Raw genomic sequence first — 20,691 nt, 5'->3', positions numbered from 1 at the left:
CGAATCAAAATACGTATATTTGGCATAATGATTGACAGTATAAAAATTATTGAATGCCCAAGGGATGCCATGCAAGGAATTAAAAATCATTTTATTCCTACAGAAGCAAAGGCAAAGTATATCAATTCACTGTTAAAAGTAGGATTTGATACGATAGATTTTGGAAGTTTTGTATCACCAAAAGCAATTCCTCAAATGAGAGATACTGCCGAGGTTTTATCAAAGTTAGATTTATCAACAACGAAAAGTAAATTATTAGCAATTGTAGCAAATGTTAGAGGCGCAAATGATGCTTCTCAGTTTGAAGAAATTGATTATTTAGGATATCCTTTTTCGATATCCGAGAATTTTCAAATGCGAAATACACATAAAACAATAGAGCAATCAATAGATACTTTAAAAGAGGTGTTGGCTATTGCAAGCAGAACTAATAAAGAAGTTGTTGCATACTTATCAATGGGATTTGGGAATCCGTATGGTGATCCATGGAATGTTGATATTGTTGGAGATTGGACAGAGAAATTATCAAAATTAGGTGTAAAAATCTTATCTTTATCAGATACCGTTGGTACATCAACTCCAGAAGATATTGATTATTTGTATTCGAATTTAATACCGAGTTATCCGCAAATAGAGTTTGGAGCACATTTACACACCACTCCAACAAAATGGCACGAAAAGGTAGACAGTGCATTTAAGGCAGGTTGTCGTCGTTTTGATGTTGCTATTAAAGGTTATGGAGGTTGTCCAATGGCAAAAGATGAGTTAACGGGTAATATGCCAACAGAAAAATTGTTATCGTATTTTACAGCCAATAAAGTAACAACAAATATAAAACCAATGAGTTTCGAAAGCGCTTACAATAAAGCACTCGAAGTATTTTAAATAGATATGCAGCTTAAATTTATTATACTCTTTTTATTTACAACTATTTTTTGTCAATCTCAGGCTCAGATTGATGAAAGGATAGGAGTATGGCAAATTCAAAAGGGGAATTTAATAAAAAACAGGTCTAATATAAATGATTTGGCTAATGATTACTGGAAAGAGTTTTATAGGATTTTTCCTAAAGAATTAACTAGTAAATATGTGAAGCGAATTATTTTAATGACTGATGGTCCTGACGAAAAAGTAGGTGCGTTAGTGTCGTTAAATTCTAGAAATGATAAATGGCAACTAGAAATTGATGTTAAAGATGTTAATTTAAAATCTAGAGATAAAAGAAGATTATACGAATCTGTTTATACGATGACTCATGAGTTTGGCCATTTATTAACGTTGAATAAAACGCAAATTAGGCCAACAAGAAAAGAGAAACAACAGGAAGGCGAATTGTATTTGACCATAGAAGGAGAAGCTTATAAAAACAGTTATATTAATAAATTTGTTAACCTTTTTTGGAAAGGTGCTTTATTAGATAATTGGGATGTTATTCAAAAAAATTACTGTTATACAGAAGCGAATTGTGTTGAGAAATTATATGATTTATATCAAAATAATTCCTCTGAATTTTTAACAGATTATGCTGCTATTAGCCCAGAAGAAGATATTGTTGAAAGTTGGACAGCCTTTGTTTTACGCTCTAAAATTAGAAAACCAAGAACGATTGCGCATAAAAAAATAAATTTCTTCTATCAATTTCCAGAGTTGGTAGCATATCGAAAAATGATCAGGCAAAATACTCGTAAATATCTTCATTAGAATATGTAAATTTGTTGCATTAAAAAAAAATCAATGAAACAAATTAAAATTTTATTTATAATTATACTAACAATTACTATTGTTGGTTGTGATTCTAAAAAAAACAATAAAAAAACTGCTATTACTTCACATCAATTTAAAAAAGAAGCAGGAAAAACATATTTTAACATACTTCAATTAAACGATGTTTATGAAATAGCACCCATTCAAAACGATGAGTTTGGGGGGATGGCTAGAGTAGAAACTGTGCACCAAAACGTATTAAAAGAAAATAAAAATGGCATGCTTGTTTTAGCAGGCGATTTTTTAAATCCATCATTAATAGGTACCATGAAAGTTAATGGATCTCGTGTAAGAGGTAAGCAAATGGTAGAAGTAATGAATGCCATGAATTTTGATTTGGTTGCTTTTGGTAATCACGAATTCGATTTAAGTTATACAAATTTACAAGAAAGATTAAATGAAAGTAAATTCGATTGGATTTCTGCAAATGTATTACACAATAAAGACGGAAAACAGGAATACTTTCATAAAACAATCAATGGAGAAAAAGAATATTTAAAAGATTCTTATATCAGAGAATTTGAAAACGAAGATGGCACTAAATTAAAAGTAGGTTTTATAAGTGCATGTATTCCTTCAAATCCGAAAGGGTATGTGTATTACGGAGAAATCTATAAAGAAATACAAAGAGCTTATAATAATATAAAAGATAAAGTAGATGTTGTTATCGGGTTAACGCATTTAACACTTGAACAGGATAAAAAAGTAGCAGAAATGTTTCCTAATATTCCATTAATTATGGGAGGTCACGAGCATACTAATACCTATGAAAATGTTGGGAAAGTAATCATAGCAAAAGCAGATGCAAACGCAAAAACAGTTTATATTCATCGCTTTGAATATGATTTAGCAACAAAGAAAATTCAGTTAAAATCAGAATTAAAAGAAATTAATGCTCAAATACCTACAGATGAAAAAGTAGGTGCTATTGTTACGAAATGGCAAAAAGTACTAAAAACAAAAATTCAAGATATTGTAGCGAACCCATATGAAGTGATCTTTAATGCAAAGGAGCCATTAGATGCTAGAGAAACACCAATTAGAAGTATTCAAACTAATATGGGAGAAATTATTACAAAAGCGATGAGTTTTGCTTATGATGACAAAGTAGATTGTGCATTGGTAAATGGAGGTTCTGTTCGTATTGACGATGCGTTAGATGGTGCTATAAATGTAGTTGATATCTTTAGAGTTTTGCCTTATGGAGGTGCTATTTTAAAAGTAGATATTAAAGGAAGTCTATTAAAGGAAGTTTTAGAATATGGTTTTAAGGCAGCAGGTACTGGTGCTTATTTACAACGTTATAACGCAAATAAAGTAGCGGGTAAATGGTTGATAGGAAAAGAAGCCATTATTGTTGATAAAACCTATACAGTAGCATTTTCTGATTATTTATTACGTGGATTAGATATACCTGGTCTATCAGATAAAAACCCTGATGTTATTTCGGTTTACAAACCAAAACCAACCGAATTAAGTGCTGATATTAGAAAAGCTGTGATAAGCTATCTTAAAACTGTAAAACAATAACTTTTTGATTTTTAAGTTATTAAGATTTATTTTAGATAAAGTGTTAAAGTTTATTTAAAATAAATCTTAATAAACTTTGTTAAATTAATTAACTCTTTTACATTTGCACCCGTAAAACAATTAATTATTTAAAATTAATCTAAATAAAGATGAAAAAAGTGTTTTTTGCAGTACTATTAACTGCATCATTATTTGTAACAGCGCAATCGGCTCCGCAAGATAGTATTCCTACGAATCCACAAAGTCAGCAAAATGCAGCACAACGTATCTTATCTTCTAATTTAACCCAAAAAGGTTTAACTGTTGGTGGTTATGCAGAGGTTCATTACAATAGAGCGACAGGACAAAATGCCATGTTAGATGTGCATAGAATGGTTATGTTATTAGGATATAAATTTAACGAACGCACACAATTTATTACTGAAATTGAATTTGAACACGTAAAAGAAGTATACATAGAACAAGCTTTTTTACAGTATACATTAACAGATAATTTAAACTTAAGAGCAGGTTTAATGTTAGTACCAATGGGTATTGTAAATGAATATCATGAACCAACTACTTTTAACGGTGTTGAAAGACCTAGTATGGATAAATCTATTGTGCCTTCTACTTGGAGAGAAATTGGTTTAGGTATTTCTGGTAGATGGGATGAAGCATCTTTACGTTACCAAGCATATATGTTTAATGGTTTTGTATCTGATAATAATGGTAAGTTTTTAGGCGGTAAAAATGGTTTTAGAAACGGTCGTCAAAAAGGAGCGGAATCTATGATGAATAATGTAAACTTCTCTGGAAAGGTAGATTATTACGGAGTACCAGGTTTACGTTTAGGATTATCAGGATATTTTGGAAGAACTCAATCGGAACAGTCTATAGAGAATATTGATGGTTCTGATGTAGGTATTGCAATGGTAGGTTTTGATGCTCGTTATGCATACCAACGTTTTACAGCTCGTGGTCAGTTTATTCACGCAAGTATTTCTGATAGTAAGGAATATAACGAATATTATAGTACTGTTTCAGGAAGTACTGTAGATTTAGGAAGCGCTTTACAAGGATGGTATGTAGAAACTGCATATAATTTATTACCACAAGATAAAAAACAACAATTATTTGCTTTTGCACGTTACGAAGATTACAATACACATGCTTCAACTGATGGTGGATTGGCTAAAAATTTAGCATACGATCGTAATGAATTAACGTTTGGTTTAACTTATAAAGTTGCACCAGGTGCTGCATTTAAAGCAGATTATCAATTTAAAAACAATGCAATAGACGGTAGTCAAACAATCAAGCAATTAAACTTAGGGTTTGGTGTTTGGTTCTAATTTGTATTAGAAGTTTGTTATTTTTTGCAATAATCGAATCAAGTTTTTATAATTTGGTTCGGTTTTTGTTTTTTATTTAGACTAATTCTAATATTTTTGCAATATGAAAACTCGTATTTTATTACTTTTCTTATTTATTGTTACTTCCTTAGGATTGCTATCTTTTAGTATTCCTAAAAAGCTGAAGAAAAAAGTTGATAAGGAAATTAAAAAAACATTTAATGTTGAAGACTTTTCGTTAAGTAAAGTAATTGTTCCAAAAGCGATAAACAATAAATTAAAGAGTAAAATTTCTGAAGAAAATTTATTTAAAATAACAATTGAAGATAACGTTTTAGGGTATGTTTTTATCGATAAAGCACCAAGTAAAACAGATGAATTTGATTACTTAGTTTTATTAGATAAACAATTAATTGTGATAAAAACCAAGGTATTAATATACCGCGAAGATTATGGCGGCGAAATTGGTAGTAAGCGTTGGTTAAAGCAATTTATAGGCAAAACATCAAAAGATACTTTAAAATACGAAAAAGATATTATGGCAATATCAGGAGCAACAATTTCAGCTTCTTCAATGACAATTGCAGTGAATACTTTTCTACAAAATTTAGAAATCCTACATAAAAATAAAGTATTGTAAATGCAAGTTCACGGTGTAATTCATCAATTTCCGAAAGAAATAAAATTATTAATACTCGCTTTTGTTTGTACCTTAAGTATTGGTTTTTTTGGCGGAATATCATTTGTTAGAGATACAACAAATTCGAGCCCAACAGGAATAGAAGAGCGTTATTTAGGAAACGAAGATGTAGAAGAGGCCACTACAATGAAGTTTAAAAAATCGGCAGGAGAAATCAAAACAATGGTGCATAATCATATTTTATCACTCTCTGTAATTTTCTTTTTGTTGGCAATTATTTTAGCTACAACAAGCATTAATAAAAAGCTAAAGTTGTTTTTAATGATTGAACCTTTTGTGTCAATAATTAGCACCTTTGGTGGAATTTATTTAATGTGGACAGGAATTACCTGGATGAAATATATTATTATGATTTCGGGGTTATTTATGACTCTTTCATTCGGAATGACTGTTTTAATGATTTTTAATCAATTGATTTTTAAAAAGAAGTTAACTTTAGAATAAAGTGTACACAAACAATTTTCATTTTTAAAACTAAATATTTAATAAATGGATTTATCTGCAAATTTTTGGGGAAAGAAATATACATCTAATAAAATTGGATGGGATTTAGGAATAGTTTCTCCACCTTTAAAAGCTTATTTTGATCAATTAGAAAATAAAGAGCTAAAAATTTTAATTCCTGGAGGAGGAAATTCTTACGAAGCAGAATATCTTTTTAAGACAGGATTTAAAAATGTTTATGTAGTAGATATCTCTAATAAACCTTTAAGTAACTTAAAAAAAGAGTTCCAAATTTTCCTTCAGTACAATTAATTAATGCTAATTTTTTTGATATAGATTCTACTTTTGATTTAATAATCGAACAAACTTTTTTTTGCGCAATTGATCCGATTTTACGTGTAAAATATGCTTCAAAAATGAATGATTTGCTTAGTGAAAACGGAAAATTAGTAGGTTTGTTATTTGATGCAAAACTAAATGAAGATCATCCGCCTTTTGGAGGCAGTAAAGAAGAGTATAGTACTTATTTTAAACCTTATTTAAATATTACTAAAATGGAATCTTGCTATAATTCTTATCACAATAGAAAAGGTATGGAGTTGTTTGTGATACTCCAGAAAAAATAATTTTTATAATAAAAATTAAATTATAGAGTAAGAGAGTTTCAAACTACTATCCTTAATTTCCTTTTATACGTGTCCATAATTGGGAAAGTAATTTTTTTCCATCGCGTTTATCTTTAGGTTCTTCAGTAAATTGAATATTACCTAAATCATCTTCAGTGATTTTATATTTAAAAACAAAGTTTTGAGAGTTTGGTGCCAAACTTAAAAGTCCAAACCGTAAATCATTATAATAAAGGATATCATTCTTTTTTGTAATAGTATACCAACCTTCTGAAATAGCAATCATTTCTTTTATTTTTTTATTATCAGCTAGGTTTCCTAATAAATGATGATTTTTTTTATAAGAATTAAAAGTAATAGGTTGTGTGTCAAAAAATGAATAATTGGCTAATAGATATGTGTTTTCTGTTTCTATATTAGCGCTCCATAGAACGGTATTCATTGGAGAAGGTCTGGTATTTAATTGTAAATATGATATGTTTTGTGTTTTTAAAGCAGCTTCAAATTGATTGAAAGCCATCCATTTAAAAAAAAATGTAAGTATTAAGTAAGTAGAGCTAGCTATTAAGCCAATTTTATTATAAAGCTGTCGTTTCCTAGAGGTTCGTTTTTGCCTCATAGCCAATAATAGAAAAACTAAAAAAGGGATTGTGTAAAGCGGATCGATAACAAAAATTGTTTTAAATGTTAACCGAATATCAAAAGGCCAAAAAAACTGCGTTCCCCAAGTGGTATGAGCATCTAAAATAGGATGTGTTATAAAAGTCCAGAAAAATAACCAAGACCAATTTTTAAAATTCTTGTATTTCTCATAACGAGAAACCAACCAACCAAAAACAGGAGCGAAGAGTATAGAAAAGAGTATGGAATGTGTAAATCCACGATGAATATTAAGAGCTGTAACTGTATCCGTAAAATGAGAAGCAAGCACATCTAAATCAGGAATTGTTCCTGCAATTGCGCCATAAAACATGGCTTTGTTTCCTATTTTTTTACCTAAAACAGCTTCGCCAACAGCGGCTCCTAATATTATTTGAGTAAGTGAATCCATATAATAAACAAAAGTAAGGCATGTATGCTAAACAAAACATACTACTTTAGTTTTTATAAGTACATACTTTAAATTAAAGTATAAAATGGGTACTAAAGGAAAATTATTTTGTTAACCTTAATTTAAAATTGAGTTGCCGTTATTTGTAGTATATTTGCACGTAATTAATTAACAACACACTAAATTAATTGCACATGCAAGCTCATCAATCAAAAATAGTAGGCGAAGGTTTAACGTATGACGACGTTTTATTAGTACCAGCTTATTCAGAAGTACTTCCAAGAGAGGTATCTATTCAAACAAAATTCACTAAAAATATAACAATCAATGTTCCTATAGTTTCAGCAGCTATGGATACAGTTACCGAATCGGCAATGGCAATCGCTATGGCAAGAGAAGGAGGTATAGGTGTTTTACATAAAAATATGACTATCGAGCAACAGGCTCAAGAAGTTCGTAAAGTAAAACGTGCAGAAAGCGGAATGATTATCGATCCAGTTACGTTACCATTAACGGCAGTTGTTTTAGATGCTAAAATGTTAATGAAAGAACATAGTATTGGTGGAATTCCTGTAGTTGATGATAACGGAATTTTAAAAGGAATTGTTACCAATCGTGATTTACGTTTTGAGCATAAAAATGATAGAGCTATTGTTGAAGTGATGACCAAAGAAAATTTGGTTACTGCATCGGTAGGAACATCATTAAAATCCGCAGAAAGTATTTTACAAGAAAATAAAATCGAAAAATTATTAATTGTAGATGATAATTATAAACTTTCGGGGTTAATTACCTTTAGAGACATTACAAAGGTTACCCAAAAACCAATAGCAAATAAAGATACTTATGGGCGTTTACGAGTTGCAGCTGCATTAGGCGTTACAGCAGATGCTGTTGATAGAGCAGAGGCTTTAGTAAAAGCAGGCGTAGATGCGGTTATTATTGATACAGCTCACGGACATACAAAAGGTGTGGTGGCTGTTTTAAAAAACGTAAAAGAAAAATTTCCAGAATTAGATGTTATTGTAGGTAATATTGCAACACCTGAAGCAGCTAAATATTTAGTTGAAGCTGGCGCTGATGCAGTAAAAGTAGGTATTGGATCAGGATCAATTTGTACAACTCGTGTAGTTGCAGGGGTAGGTTTTCCTCAGTTTTCTGCAGTATTAGAAGTTGCAGCAGCTATAAAAGGAAGTGGAGTGCCAGTAATTGCAGATGGAGGTATTCGTTATACAGGGGATATTCCTAAAGCAATTGCAGCAGGTGCAGATTGTGTAATGTTAGGATCGTTATTAGCAGGAACAAAAGAATCACCAGGAGAAACGATTATTTATGAAGGACGTAAGTTTAAATCATATAGAGGAATGGGATCTGTTGAAGCAATGAAACAAGGTTCTAAAGATCGTTATTTTCAGGATGTAGAAGATGACATTAAAAAACTAGTACCAGAAGGTATTGTTGGTCGTGTACCATATAAAGGTGAATTAGAAGAAAGTATTCATCAATTTGTAGGTGGTTTACGTGCAGGTATGGGATATTGTGGATCTAAAGATATAGAAACACTAAAAAAGACGGGTAAATTTGTACGTATTACAGCAAGTGGAATTAATGAAAGTCACCCGCATGATGTAGCAATTACAAAAGAAGCACCAAATTATAGTAGAAGGTAATTTTAGTAAAAGTTCATAAATATCAAACTCTGTTGAAAACTAATTCAACAGAGTTTTTTGTTTTTAAAGAGTAAATACTACTTTAGCAGAGACTTCAATTTCCTCAATTTTTATGACTCAAGAAACAAAATATACCGAAGATAATATACGCTCGCTCGATTGGAAAGAACACATCCGTATGCGACCGGGAATGTACATTGGTAAACTAGGTGACGGTTCGTCTGCCGATGACGGAATTTATATTTTGGTAAAAGAGGTTTTAGATAATTCTATTGATGAATACGTGATGGGAGCGGGTAAAACCATCGAAATTTCTATTCAAGGGAATAAAGTTATTGTAAGAGATTACGGTCGTGGTATTCCTTTAGGAAAAGTAGTAGATGTAGTTTCTAAAATGAATACGGGAGGAAAGTACGATTCTAAAGCATTTAAAAAATCGGTAGGATTAAATGGTGTAGGTACGAAAGCCGTAAATGCACTGTCTTCGTTTTTTAGAGTAGAATCGTCAAGAGATGGTAAATCTGCAGCAGCAGAATTTTCACAAGGAAATTTAACCGATCAAGAGTTTTTAGAAGAAACTTCACGCAGAAAAGGAACAAAAGTATCTTTTATACCTGATGAAGCTATTTTTAAAAATTATAAATTCAGAAACGAGTACGTTGCTAAAATGCTTAAAAACTATGTGTATTTAAACACAGGTTTAACGATTGTTTTTAACGGCGAAAAATATGTGTCTGAAAACGGATTAAAAGATTTATTGGAAGATAACAACAGTCAAGATGATATGTTGTATCCAATTATCCATTTAAAAGGAGATGATATTGAAGTTGCTATCACACACAGTAAAACACAATACTCAGAAGAATATCATTCGTTTGTAAACGGACAACATACTACACAGGGTGGTACACATCAAGCAGCATTTAGAGAAGCTATTGTTAAAACCATTCGTGAGTTTTATGGTAAGAATTTTGAAGCTTCGGATATTCGTAAATCAATTATATCAGCCATTGCAATTAAAGTGATGGAACCTGTTTTTGAAAGTCAAACAAAAACAAAATTAGGTTCTACAGATATGGGAGGAGAGTTACCAACGGTAAGAACGTATATCAACGATTTTTTAAAAACGAAGCTTGATAATTATTTACATAAAAATGTAGATACGGCTGATAAGCTGCAACGTAAAATTATACAAGCAGAAAAGGAACGTAAAGAATTATCAGGAATACGAAAATTAGCAAAAGACAGAGCAAAGAAAGCAAGTTTACACAATAAGAAACTACGAGATTGTAGAGTGCATTTAGGCGATACAAAAAAAGAAACTTATTTAGATTCTACGTTGTTTATTACCGAGGGAGATTCAGCATCTGGATCTATTACAAAATCGAGAAATGTAAACACGCAAGCCGTTTTTAGTTTAAAAGGGAAACCTTTAAATTCATACGGATTAAGTAAGAAGATTGTATACGAGAATGAGGAGTTTAATTTATTGCAAGCAGCTTTAAATATAGAAGACGGTTTACAAGATTTACGTTATAACAATATTGTAATTGCAACCGATGCTGATGTTGATGGTATGCACATTCGATTATTATTAATTACGTTCTTTTTACAATTCTTCCCAGAAGTAATTAAAGAAGGGCATTTATATATTTTAGAAACTCCGTTGTTTAGAGTTCGTAACAAGAAAGATACTTATTACTGCTATTCAGAAGAGGAGAAGCGAGAAGCGATTGAGAAGTTAAGAGGAAAACCAGAAATAACTCGATTTAAAGGATTAGGGGAAATTTCACCAAACGAATTTGTACATTTTATTGGTGATGATATTCGTTTAGACCCTGTTATGTTAGATAAAGAAATGTCGATAGAGCAAATGTTAGAATTTTATATGGGGAAGAACACTCCAGACAGACAAAAATTTATCATCGAGAATTTAAAAGTTGAATTAGATGTTGTTGAAGAAGAAGTTTAAAAAAAAGATTTAAGTAAAAATGAATAAAGAAAGAAGAGCAAGAATATACTTAATAATAGCTTTTACCATCTTTTTTATAAATCTATTAAATGTTGATTTTGATAATTTAAGTTGGGTAATTAATAGCAAGCATTATGTAAATATGCTAATAGCTGTATTAGTTTTTGCTATCATTTTTATCCTAAATAAAAAAAACAATAACTCTTAAAAGAATACCCATTATTCAATGAGTGAAGAAAATAATAATTACGAGCACGACGAAGAGCTGAATCAACCAATAGAAAATGCAGAAACGATAACGAAAGTTACCGGAATGTATAAGGAATGGTTTTTAGATTATGCTTCGTATGTAATTTTAGAAAGAGCTGTTCCGTCGTTAGAAGACGGATTAAAACCTGTACAGCGTAGAATAATGCATTCTATGAAAGATTTAGATGATGGTCGTTACAATAAAGTAGCCAACATTGTTGGGCATACCATGCAGTATCACCCACACGGTGATGCGTCAATTGCAGATGCTATGGTGCAAATTGGTCAGAAAGAATTACTGATTGATATGCAAGGTAACTGGGGTAATATCTTAACAGGAGATAGAGCCGCAGCATCAAGATATATTGAAGCCCGTTTATCTAAATTCGCTTTAGATGTTGTTTTTAATCCTAAGACGACAGAATGGAAAATGTCGTATGATGGGAGAAGAAAAGAACCGATAGATTTACCGGTAAAGTTTCCTTTATTATTAGCACAAGGAGCAGAAGGGATTGCAGTAGGTTTGTCTACCAAAATATTACCACACAATTTTAATGAATTGATAGATGCTTCTATTAAATATTTAAAAGGAAGAAGTTTTACAATTGTGCCTGATTTTTTAACAGGCGGAATTGCAGATTTCACCAATTATAATGATGGTATAAGAGGAGGAAAGGTTCGTGTGCGAGCAAAAATTTCTCAACTAGATAAAAAGACTTTAGTAATTACTGAAATTCCGTTTGCAACGACTACTACAACTTTAATCGATAGTATTTTAAAAGCAAATGATAAGGGTAAAATAAAGATTAAAAAAATAGAAGATAATACTGCTGCCAATGTAGAAATTTTAGTGCATTTACCTGCGGGAATATCACCAGATAAAACCATAGATGCTTTATACGCATTTACCAATTGCGAAAATTCAATTTCACCACTATCTTGTACTATTGAAGATAATAAACCGGTATTTGTTGGAGTTTCAGAAATGTTAAAGCATTCTACAGATTTAACGGTTAATTTGCTTAAACGCGAATTAGAAATTCAATTAAATGAATTGCAAGAACAATGGCATTTCGCATCGTTAGAGCGAATTTTTATTGAAAATAGAATCTACCGAGATATTGAAGAAGTAGAAACTTGGCAAGGTGTAATAGAAGCAATTGATAAAGGTTTACAACCGCATATAAAACATTTAAAAAGAGCAATAACCGAAGAAGATATTGTTCGTTTAACAGAAATTAGAATTAAGAAAATTTCTAAATTCGATATTGACAAAGCCAAACAATATATAGATAGTTTAGAAGAAAAAATAGCAGAGGTAAAACATCACTTAGATAATTTAATTGATTTTGCTATTGATTACTTTAAAAACTTAAAAACAAAGTATGGTAAAGGACGCGAGCGTAAAACGGAAATCAGAATTTTTGATGACATCGTAGCTACGAAAGTAGTAATGCGAAACACCAAATTGTATGTAAATAGAGAAGAAGGTTTTGTAGGTACTTCTCTTAAAAAAGATGAATACGTTACAGAATGTGCTGATATTGATGATATCATCATTTTTAAAGGTGATGGTAAAATGATTGTTACCAAAGTAGCGTCTAAAACCTTTGTAGGTAAAGATATTATTCACATTGCAATCTTTAAAAAGAAAGATAAGCGTACCGTGTATAATATGATGTATAAAGACGGTGCAAAAGGATCGAGTTATATGAAACGTTTTAACGTAACAAGTGTAACCCGCGATAAAGAGTACGATTTAACCACAGGAAATAAAGGTTCAAAAATGTTATACTTTACAGCAAATCCGAATGGAGAAGCTGAGGTTGTAACGATTAATCTTCGTGCTGTTGGTAGTATTAAAAAGTTAAAGTGGGATATCGATTTCTCTGACTTAGCGATAAAAGGAAGAGCAGTTCGTGGGAATCAAATAACAAAATTTGCTATTAGAAAGATTGATTTTAAATCAGCAGGTGTATCAACTTTAAAACCTCGTAAAATATGGTTTGATGATGCTGTACAGCGTTTAAATGTTGATGAAAGAGGGGAGTTATTAGGAGAATTTAGAGCAGAAGATAAAATTTTAATAGCAACACAATCAGGGAAGATTAAAGCAGTATCACCAGATTTATCAATGCATTTTGAAAATGACATGATTGTGTTAGAAAAATGGAAACCTAACAAGCCTATTTCTGCCGTTTATTTCGATGGAGAAAAAGAACGTTACTATGTAAAACGTTTTTTAATTGATACAATTGATAAAGAAGAAGTATTTATTTCTGAAAGTGAAAAATCGAAATTAGAAGTTATAGCGACTGATTTTCGACCAATGGCTGAGGTTATTTTTTCAAAAAGAAGCTTAGATAAAATAGAAGTGAATTTCGAGACATTTATTTCTGTAAAAGGTATTAAAGCACAAGGTAATCAATTAACAACAGATAAAATACGTACTGTTAACTTATTAGAAGCATTACCTTATGAAGAGCCAGAAGAAGAGAAAGTAGAGAATATAGAGGTAAATGAAGAGGAAGAAATAATAGAAAATAGCTTACCTTTAGATGTGGAAGAAGTGTCGCCAAAAGAGTTTACAAACACTAAAGACGACAAAGCAAAAAAGGCATTAGAACGTGCGCTTCAAAAGAAAAAGGCTAAAGAAGATGATAGTCAAGAAAGTTTATTTTAGATGAAAGAATTATTGAAATATCAATTTAATTTAGATTCAATTTTAGGTGTTTTAATATACGTACTAGTAGTTGTATTTACAGCATGGGTACTTTCTAGAATTATAAGGTACATTATTGTTCAAATTATTAAACGAAGAAAAACGGATCGTTATGGTAAAACAAGTATTTTATTTTTACGAAACTCAGTAAAATTTTTTCTAGGATTATTTGGTATTGTATATATTATTATGACAGTACCGGCTTTTAGAAGTCAAGCAGCGTTAATCTTTTCTGGAGCTGGTATTTTGGCAGCTATTATTGGTTTTGCAGCGCAAGCAGCGTTGTCTAATTTAATAGCCGGAGCCTTTATTGTTATTTTTCGACCGTTTCGTATAGGAGATTATATTAGGTTAGACGATATTCGAGTTGGTATTGTTGAAGATATTACGTTACGACATACCGTAATAAATAATTTTGAAAACAAACGATTAATTATACCTAACTCTGTAATAAGTACTGATTCTGTTTTAAATCATACTATAGAAGATTCGCATGTATTAAGTTTTAATAATTTTAAACTAGGCCTAAAGGCGGATATTGATTTAGCGCGAAAAATTATACAAGAAGAAGCAATTAAACTTCCTTCGGTAATCGATTTTAGAACACCAGAACAAGTTATGGCTGATACCCAACAAGTAGATGTTCGTGTAATCGATGTAGATACAGATCATATACATATGCGAGTCTACGTTTGGTTAAATGAGCCATTTAAAGAATTTAAAACAAAATGTGCTTTAAAAGAAGCTGTTCATAAGCGTTTTTTGGCTGAAGGTGTAGCATTACCAATTCCTATTTATAAGGTAGTAAAAGTTTAGTTACTCATCTAATATATAATTATAATTGATGGTTTCTTTTTAAATTATAAAAATGACTCACTACTTTTTTAAATTCAAAAGGATTATGTAGCCAAGGTAAATGACCACTATCTTTAATATTCTTTACACTTGCAGAAGGATATCGATCAATAACAAATTTTTTGCTTACTTTATAAATGTCAAACTCTCCATAGACAATTGAAATTTTATAGTTAGGTTTTGAATTTTTTAATAATAAAGGATATTTAATAATTTCGAGCCTAGTTTTATTAATTGGTTTTGCTTTTACATTACTAAGTGAGAAAGAAAAAACGGAGGTATTTATTGGTTGAAATTTTTTATTATAATTTATTATAACTTGTTGAAATAGTTTTTGATACGATTTGTTATTTCCCATGTAACCAGATAAACTATACCATCCCATTTTTAACCATTGTAAAAAACTAGTAGAAGATTTATTAAAATCCATAACCTCTTTTTCGGTCTGTTTCCAGTGAATGTTTGTTCCAGAAGCAGTAGAACATAAAAATAAACTTAATAAATTACCTGGATATTTTTGCGCATATATCTGCGCATATAATCCACCCCATGAATGTCCCCATAAATGAAAACTAGTTAATTTAAAGTGCTTTTTTATTGATTGAATATCATTTACATAAGCATTCATCGAATAATCATGATTAATGCAAGGGGATAATTTTGTACCTCTCTGATGAAAAGTTATAACTTGAAATGTATCTTTTAAAAGATCAACAACAGGTAATAAATCGTCTGGAACGCCAGGACCTCCATGTAATAAAATTATAGTTTCTTTACCTTTATTTAAATAAACTTTTGAATGTAATTTGTTTCCGTTATTATCTATTACTACTGTTGTCATCTTTAAAAGTTTATAAGTTATTTATTTTTAAAAAGTTTTATTTTCCCTCCAATATTTAATTGAATAAACGGAGTAAACTTATTTATGGCATTGTTGGTTTTAGTATCATCAATACCTTTGTTCCAATAGTTATTATTTAAAGTGTAATTACAACCAATTTTAAAACCTATACTAACACCTAAACTATTAAACTTAGTGTAGGTTAAAGCTGGTGTAATTCCTAATTGATTAATCTTATAAACTAAGGATTTTTGATTTTGATAGTCATACAATATAGATTGTTTATTAGAAAATGAAATACCCAAAGTAGGTTCAAGAGCAGCACTTGTACATTTTAAAAAATCATATCCAAAATAAATGATAGAGGTAAACTCTTGAGAATCGATTTTGTTATTGTTGTTTTCTGTAGCTCCTTTCGAATTGTAAAATTCTGTTCCTACTACAAATTGTTTTAATTTATAACTACTACCAGCTCCTATTTGAAAAGAGTAATTAGTAGCTAAGTCGGTATTAAAATTAGAGTTTAATTGATTAATCTGAACCCCCATATTAGCATACAATCTAAGGTATTTATTGTTTTGACTATACAGAGTTAAACTGGCTAGGATTAAAAAGGTTGTAATAATTTTTTTCGTCATTTGTTAAATATTTATGAATACAAAATTCTCTGTATTACAAAGAATTTCAATTAACAAATGATAAAAAGTGAAATTATTTGGCTAAATCACCTCTTAATCTACTTAAAGATATATTAGTTATACCTAAATAAGTGGCAATTATTGTGTGTGGTATTAAGTTTTCTAAGTTACGGTAATCCTTCCTGAAGCTTTGAAGTCGTTCTTTAGCCGATAAGGATGCTAAGCCTATTTCTTTAGAAGTTTTTTGTTTAAGCTCGTTTCTAAGTACTTTATTACCAAAGTTTCTAATCTCTTTATTATCGAGCATTAATTGTTCAAATAAAGCAGCATCAATAGTTGCAATTTTTAACTCAGTTAATGCTTGAAAATTTAAAATAGAAACTTCATTTTCGGTTCGAGTAGAAAATGGAGAAATAATAGCGTTTTTAGTGAAAAAAGAAATTGTAATGTCTTCTCCTTCCGGATTTATTAAGTAGCTTCTAGAAACTCCATCAATAATAAAGTATTCCTTATTATTTCTTTTATTACGCTTAATAAATGTCTCACCTTTTTTAATAATACTGAAATCAATTTTTATTTCAATTGATTTCATTGAGTTTTCAGAAATTGGATAGATATTATTTATTATTTCTTTTACCACAATGATTTAGTTATAAATATGATGTTTATTTATCCTTATAAACTTAATAAAAATAATAGGTAAATTTAAAAATTAGTCTTTAAATAAAAAACCCAAACCTAATCTACTTAAAAATTTCTTTTCAAAAGCCCAAAAGAATTTAAATTGACCAAATAGCCAACCAACTAAAGGCAAGGTAGTTTGATAAATAGGAAAAATAAGAAAAATACGTAAAGGCCAATACACCCAAGGAGAAGTAGTTTCAAGAGAGAGTCCGAAAAAAGCAGTAATAGGTTTTGCAACCCAAGAAGCAAACGAACCGTTAATAGAAAATACGATTAGTACTGCTATTACATCCCAATTGGTTTTTAAACCCCAACGTTGTTTTAATTTTTCCATGGCGGCAAAAGTAATTAAAAGAAAAAGGGCAAACAAATGTTTACCCTTTTTGATATTATATAAATGTGAGATTTATTTTTTTCCAAAAATTCCGCCAAGTAATCCACCAAGTAATCCTCCGCCAGATTTTTGTTGGCTACCGCTTCCTAAAACCATACCAGCAACATCATCAACAATACTTCCATCACCGTCAGCATCTAAAATTTGCTCTAAAAAACTTTGCTCTTTATCAGCAGAGTTACCACCAAGTAGCCCACCTAACAAACCACCTAAATCACTTGAGTTTCCAACTTTCTCTTGACGAGATTGTTTTCCTAAGACTCCCATTAAGATAGGCGCTGCAGTTTTTAAAATACTAGCAACTGCACCAGCATCCATTCCAGATTTTTGACCAATTACTTGCTCAACTCCTTGTTGTTTGTTTCCTAAAACATGCTTTAAAATGTTACCACCATCTTGTAAAACATCAGCATTTACACCGCCATTAAATAAATCACCTAAATTATCTAAAATACCACCATCATGTTTGTTTAACGCTCCCATTAAACCTTCTGCACCTTGTGGTGAAGTAGCATTACGTTGCATTGCTTTCATTAAAACAGGCAAAGCCATTGTTAAAACACTACTTGTTTTGTTAGTATCTTGTCCTGTAGATCCTGCTACTCCTGATATAATCGATTTACCTAAGTCGCTGTTTAATAAGTCTAAAATTCCTGCCATTTTAATGTTGTTATAAGATTTGTAATTAGTTATCAGTAATTATGACACAAGTTACGGATTAATGGTCACATTTTTTAAATATTTATTTTATCTTACAACCTTTAAAAATTTAAATCATATAGATGAAAAAACTGGCGTTACATTGGAAAATTTTAATAGGAATGGTTCTAGGAATCTTGTTCGGATTTTTAGCATTACAATTTGGCTGGAATAGTTTTATAGAGGATTGGATAAAACCACTAGGAACTATTTTTGTAAAATTATTAAAATTAATAGCTGTACCGTTAATTGTAGCTTCATTAATTAAAGGAATTTCAGATTTAAAAGATATTTCTAAATTTAAAAGCATTGGTGTAAGAACCATGTTAATATATATAGGTACTACTGTAATTGCAATTAGTATTGGTTTGGTATTGGTGAATTTAATTCAGCCAGGTGACGGAATATCACAAGAAACAGTAGATAAACTAACAAACACATATGCAAAAAGTTCTGGTGTAATAGCTAAAATTTCAGAAGCAACAAGGCAACAGAGTAGTGGATCGTTACAGTTTGTTGTTGATATGGTACCAGATAACGCAGTAAGTGCGATGAGTAATAATAAAGCAATGTTACAAGTAATATTCTTTACTATTTTCTTAGGAATATCAATGTTGTTAATTGGCGAGAAGAAAGCAAAACCTTTAAAGAAGTTTTTCGATTCATTAAATGAAGCGATTTTAAAAATGGTAGATCTTATAATGTTAATTTCTCCATTTGCAGTTTTTGCTTTATTGGCAAATGTTGTGGTTACTTCTGGTGATCCAGATATTTTATTAGCCTTATTAAAATATGCAGGTGTTGTTGTTTTAGGCTTGTTGTTAATGATTGTTTTCTATTCAGTTTTAGTTAGCGTTTACACAAAGAAAAATCCTTTTTGGGTTTTAAAACAATTAAGTCCAGCACAATTATTAGCTTTTTCTACAAGTTCGAGTGCGGCAACGTTACCCGTTACGATGGAGCGTGTAGAGGAACATATTGGAGTAGATAAAGAAGTATCTAGTTTTGTGTTGCCAGTAGGTGCAACTATAAATATGGACGGAACAAGTTTATATCAAGCAGTAGCAGCAGTATTTGTAATGCAAGTTTTATGGCCAGAAGGTTTAGGTTTTGCAAATCAAATGGCAATTGTTTTAACGGCTTTATTAGCATCTATTGGTAGTGCTGCTGTTCCTGGAGCAGGAATGGTAATGTTAGTTATTGTGTTAGAATCTATTGGTTTTCCTAAAGATTTATATCCGGTAGCTTTAGCATTAATTTTTGCTGTAGATAGACCTTTAGATATGTTACGTACTACTATTAATGTTACTGGAGATGCAACTGTGTCTATGATTGTAGCAAAATCAGTAGGTAAATTACACGATCCTAAGCCTAAAAATTGGGATGATAATTATGATGATGTAAAATAAAAAATGAATGTGGTTTTTGAGTTAAAAAAGACTTTATAATGTCAGTTCGAGTGATTTTTGATAAAAAATAGTATCGAGAACTAATTTTGAAGTAATAACTTTAATTCTCGATATAAATTTTACTCATTTCAATCGTAAAATTCACTCGAATTGACAAAAAAATCATCAAAAGTGAACAATAGAATAAAAACATCAATGTGTAATTTAACATTGATGTTTTTTAAGTTTAATGAGACGTATATAGATAAAAGGTTTTAAAAAAGAGATAAATGAAAATTACAATTCCGAGCTCGCTTGTTTCTGTTGATTGGTTATTTGAAAATATAAAAGCAGATAATTTAATTATTTTAGATGCAAGTATCGCAAAAGTAGGCACTCAAGAAAATAAAGTAGAAAGTAAGAATTGTATTATAAATACTGTTTTCTTCGATTTAAAAAATGTTTTTTCAGATAAAGAAGGTGAGTTTCCGAATACAATTCCGACAGCAAAATATTTTGAAAAAGAAGTTCAAAAACTGGGAGTTAATAAAGATAGTTGCGTAATTATTTATGATGATTTAGGTGTGTATTCTTCACCTAGAGTTTGGTGGTTATTTAAACTGTTTGGTTTTGAAAACGTAGCTGTTTTAAACGGAGGATCGCCAGCCTGGCAAGAAGCAAAATATCCAACAGAAAAGTTGAATACTAAACAACTAATAAAAGGTAATTTTAAGGCAGATTTTAAAATTAATTACTTAAGTATTATTAAAGATGTGTTGATAGCGTCAAATGATAAGAAACATATTTTTGATGCACGTTCTAAAGGACGCTTCGAAGCAACATCGCCAGAACCTAGAAAAGGTTTAAGAGGAGGTCATATTCCGAATTCTAAAAGTTTACCACATTCCGAATTACAGATTGATGGAAAGATGAAATCTAAAGAAAAATTACAAGAAATTTTCTCAGTATTAAATCCGAAGAAAGAAACCGTTATTTTTTCATGCGGATCTGGTATTACAGCCTGTATTTTAGCTTTAGGAAATGAGTTAGCGGGGAATACAAATTATTCCGTATATGATGGCTCATGGACAGAATGGGCGAGTACTTTAGCCTTGCCAGTTGAGAAATAG

General features: G+C 30.6%; 21 protein-coding genes. 15 read left to right on the top strand and 6 right to left on the bottom strand.

The annotated features are described in order from the left end of the window. Nucleotides 1-27: 27 nt before the first annotated feature. The 8 genes from PG912_RS07660 to PG912_RS13800 all read left to right on the top strand — a co-directional run bounded on the left by PG912_RS07660 (nucleotide 28) and on the right by PG912_RS13800 (nucleotide 6,398). Complete coding sequence (locus tag PG912_RS07660; protein WP_275687060.1) at nucleotides 28-885, top strand: hydroxymethylglutaryl-CoA lyase; 858 nt, start codon at nucleotides 28-30, stop codon at nucleotides 883-885. A 6-nt stretch (nucleotides 886-891) separates the two neighbouring features. Continuing rightward, nucleotides 892-1,701: a hypothetical protein gene (locus PG912_RS07655; protein WP_275687059.1), complete on the top strand. Its 810-nt coding sequence runs from the start codon at nucleotides 892-894 to the stop codon at nucleotides 1,699-1,701. Nucleotides 1,702-1,734: 33 nt separating this feature from the next. Continuing rightward, complete coding sequence (locus PG912_RS07650) at nucleotides 1,735-3,294, top strand: bifunctional metallophosphatase/5'-nucleotidase (protein WP_275687058.1); 1,560 nt, start codon at nucleotides 1,735-1,737, stop codon at nucleotides 3,292-3,294. A 149-nt stretch (nucleotides 3,295-3,443) separates the two neighbouring features. Next, complete coding sequence (locus PG912_RS07645; RefSeq protein WP_275687057.1) at nucleotides 3,444-4,628, top strand: porin; 1,185 nt, start codon at nucleotides 3,444-3,446, stop codon at nucleotides 4,626-4,628. A gap of 103 nt (nucleotides 4,629-4,731) precedes the next feature. Continuing rightward, nucleotides 4,732-5,268 (top strand): FMN-binding protein, encoded by a 537-nt coding sequence (locus PG912_RS07640; RefSeq protein ID WP_275687056.1) that lies wholly within the window; start codon nucleotides 4,732-4,734, stop codon nucleotides 5,266-5,268. Next, nucleotides 5,269-5,772, top strand: a complete 504-nt coding sequence (locus tag PG912_RS07635; protein WP_275687055.1) for a hypothetical protein — start codon at nucleotides 5,269-5,271, stop codon at nucleotides 5,770-5,772. A 45-nt stretch (nucleotides 5,773-5,817) separates the two neighbouring features. Next, complete coding sequence (locus PG912_RS13805; protein ID WP_408648384.1) at nucleotides 5,818-6,084, top strand: class I SAM-dependent methyltransferase; 267 nt, start codon at nucleotides 5,818-5,820, stop codon at nucleotides 6,082-6,084. Then, nucleotides 6,084-6,398 (top strand): class I SAM-dependent methyltransferase, encoded by a 315-nt coding sequence (locus PG912_RS13800; protein WP_408648414.1) that lies wholly within the window; start codon nucleotides 6,084-6,086, stop codon nucleotides 6,396-6,398. The genes PG912_RS13805 and PG912_RS13800 overlap by 1 nt, the downstream gene beginning before the upstream one ends. A gap of 52 nt (nucleotides 6,399-6,450) precedes the next feature. Here PG912_RS13800 and PG912_RS07625 read toward each other — a convergent pair whose 3' ends face one another. Continuing rightward, nucleotides 6,451-7,449, bottom strand: coding sequence for a metal-dependent hydrolase (locus PG912_RS07625; RefSeq protein ID WP_275687054.1), 999 nt, complete (start codon nucleotides 7,447-7,449; stop codon nucleotides 6,451-6,453). 194 nt (nucleotides 7,450-7,643) lie between these two features. Here PG912_RS07625 and guaB point away from each other — a divergent pair, with 194 nt between their 5' ends. The 5 genes from guaB (at nucleotide 7,644) to PG912_RS07600 (ending at nucleotide 14,878) form a co-directional block, all read left to right on the top strand. Next, nucleotides 7,644-9,119 (top strand): IMP dehydrogenase, encoded by a 1,476-nt coding sequence (gene guaB / locus PG912_RS07620; RefSeq protein WP_275687053.1) that lies wholly within the window; start codon nucleotides 7,644-7,646, stop codon nucleotides 9,117-9,119. A gap of 112 nt (nucleotides 9,120-9,231) precedes the next feature. Further along, on the top strand, nucleotides 9,232-11,091 hold the full coding sequence (locus PG912_RS07615; protein ID WP_275687052.1) for a DNA topoisomerase IV subunit B: 1,860 nt from the start codon (nucleotides 9,232-9,234) through the stop codon (nucleotides 11,089-11,091). Nucleotides 11,092-11,110: 19 nt separating this feature from the next. Beyond that, on the top strand, nucleotides 11,111-11,299 hold the full coding sequence (locus tag PG912_RS07610) for an FUSC family protein (RefSeq protein WP_260586115.1): 189 nt from the start codon (nucleotides 11,111-11,113) through the stop codon (nucleotides 11,297-11,299). An 18-nt stretch (nucleotides 11,300-11,317) separates the two neighbouring features. Further along, nucleotides 11,318-14,023, top strand: coding sequence for a DNA gyrase/topoisomerase IV subunit A (locus PG912_RS07605; RefSeq protein ID WP_275687051.1), 2,706 nt, complete (start codon nucleotides 11,318-11,320; stop codon nucleotides 14,021-14,023). Continuing rightward, nucleotides 14,024-14,878 carry a mechanosensitive ion channel family protein gene (locus tag PG912_RS07600; protein WP_275687050.1) on the top strand — a complete coding sequence of 285 codons (855 nt, stop codon included), beginning with the start codon at nucleotides 14,024-14,026 and terminating at the stop codon, nucleotides 14,876-14,878. A gap of 19 nt (nucleotides 14,879-14,897) precedes the next feature. Here the strand turns inward: PG912_RS07600 and PG912_RS07595 are convergent, their stop codons facing one another. The 5 genes from PG912_RS07595 to PG912_RS07575 all read right to left on the bottom strand — a co-directional run bounded on the left by PG912_RS07595 (nucleotide 14,898) and on the right by PG912_RS07575 (nucleotide 18,134). Beyond that, nucleotides 14,898-15,758 carry an alpha/beta hydrolase gene (locus PG912_RS07595; RefSeq protein WP_275687049.1) on the bottom strand — a complete coding sequence of 287 codons (861 nt, stop codon included), beginning with the start codon at nucleotides 15,756-15,758 and terminating at the stop codon, nucleotides 14,898-14,900. Between the two features lie 17 nt (nucleotides 15,759-15,775). Next, entirely contained in the window at nucleotides 15,776-16,396 is a 621-nt protein-coding gene (locus tag PG912_RS07590; protein WP_260586111.1) for a hypothetical protein, read from the bottom strand. Nucleotides 16,397-16,469: 73 nt separating this feature from the next. Further along, nucleotides 16,470-17,036: a Crp/Fnr family transcriptional regulator gene (locus PG912_RS07585; RefSeq protein ID WP_275687048.1), complete on the bottom strand. Its 567-nt coding sequence runs from the start codon at nucleotides 17,034-17,036 to the stop codon at nucleotides 16,470-16,472. A gap of 72 nt (nucleotides 17,037-17,108) precedes the next feature. Further along, nucleotides 17,109-17,414 carry a DUF6787 family protein gene (locus PG912_RS07580; protein ID WP_260586109.1) on the bottom strand — a complete coding sequence of 102 codons (306 nt, stop codon included), beginning with the start codon at nucleotides 17,412-17,414 and terminating at the stop codon, nucleotides 17,109-17,111. 72 nt (nucleotides 17,415-17,486) lie between these two features. Then, the gene (locus tag PG912_RS07575) at nucleotides 17,487-18,134 is read right to left on the bottom strand and encodes a DUF937 domain-containing protein (RefSeq protein ID WP_275687047.1); all 648 of its coding nucleotides are present in this window, start codon (nucleotides 18,132-18,134) and stop codon (nucleotides 17,487-17,489) included. A gap of 122 nt (nucleotides 18,135-18,256) precedes the next feature. Here PG912_RS07575 and PG912_RS07570 point away from each other — a divergent pair, with 122 nt between their 5' ends. Together PG912_RS07570 and PG912_RS07565 are read left to right on the top strand one after the other, a co-directional pair. Continuing rightward, nucleotides 18,257-19,582 carry a dicarboxylate/amino acid:cation symporter gene (locus tag PG912_RS07570; RefSeq protein ID WP_275687046.1) on the top strand — a complete coding sequence of 442 codons (1,326 nt, stop codon included), beginning with the start codon at nucleotides 18,257-18,259 and terminating at the stop codon, nucleotides 19,580-19,582. 269 nt (nucleotides 19,583-19,851) lie between these two features. Continuing rightward, on the top strand, nucleotides 19,852-20,691 hold the full coding sequence (locus PG912_RS07565) for a sulfurtransferase (protein WP_275687045.1): 840 nt from the start codon (nucleotides 19,852-19,854) through the stop codon (nucleotides 20,689-20,691).

The sequence above is a fragment of the Tenacibaculum retecalamus genome (assembly GCF_027941755.1).
Taxonomy (GTDB): Bacteria; Bacteroidota; Bacteroidia; order Flavobacteriales; family Flavobacteriaceae; genus Polaribacter; species Polaribacter haliotis_B.
The sequence above is the reverse complement of the archived record's forward strand: the minus strand, read 5'-3'. Positions and strand labels throughout refer to the sequence as shown.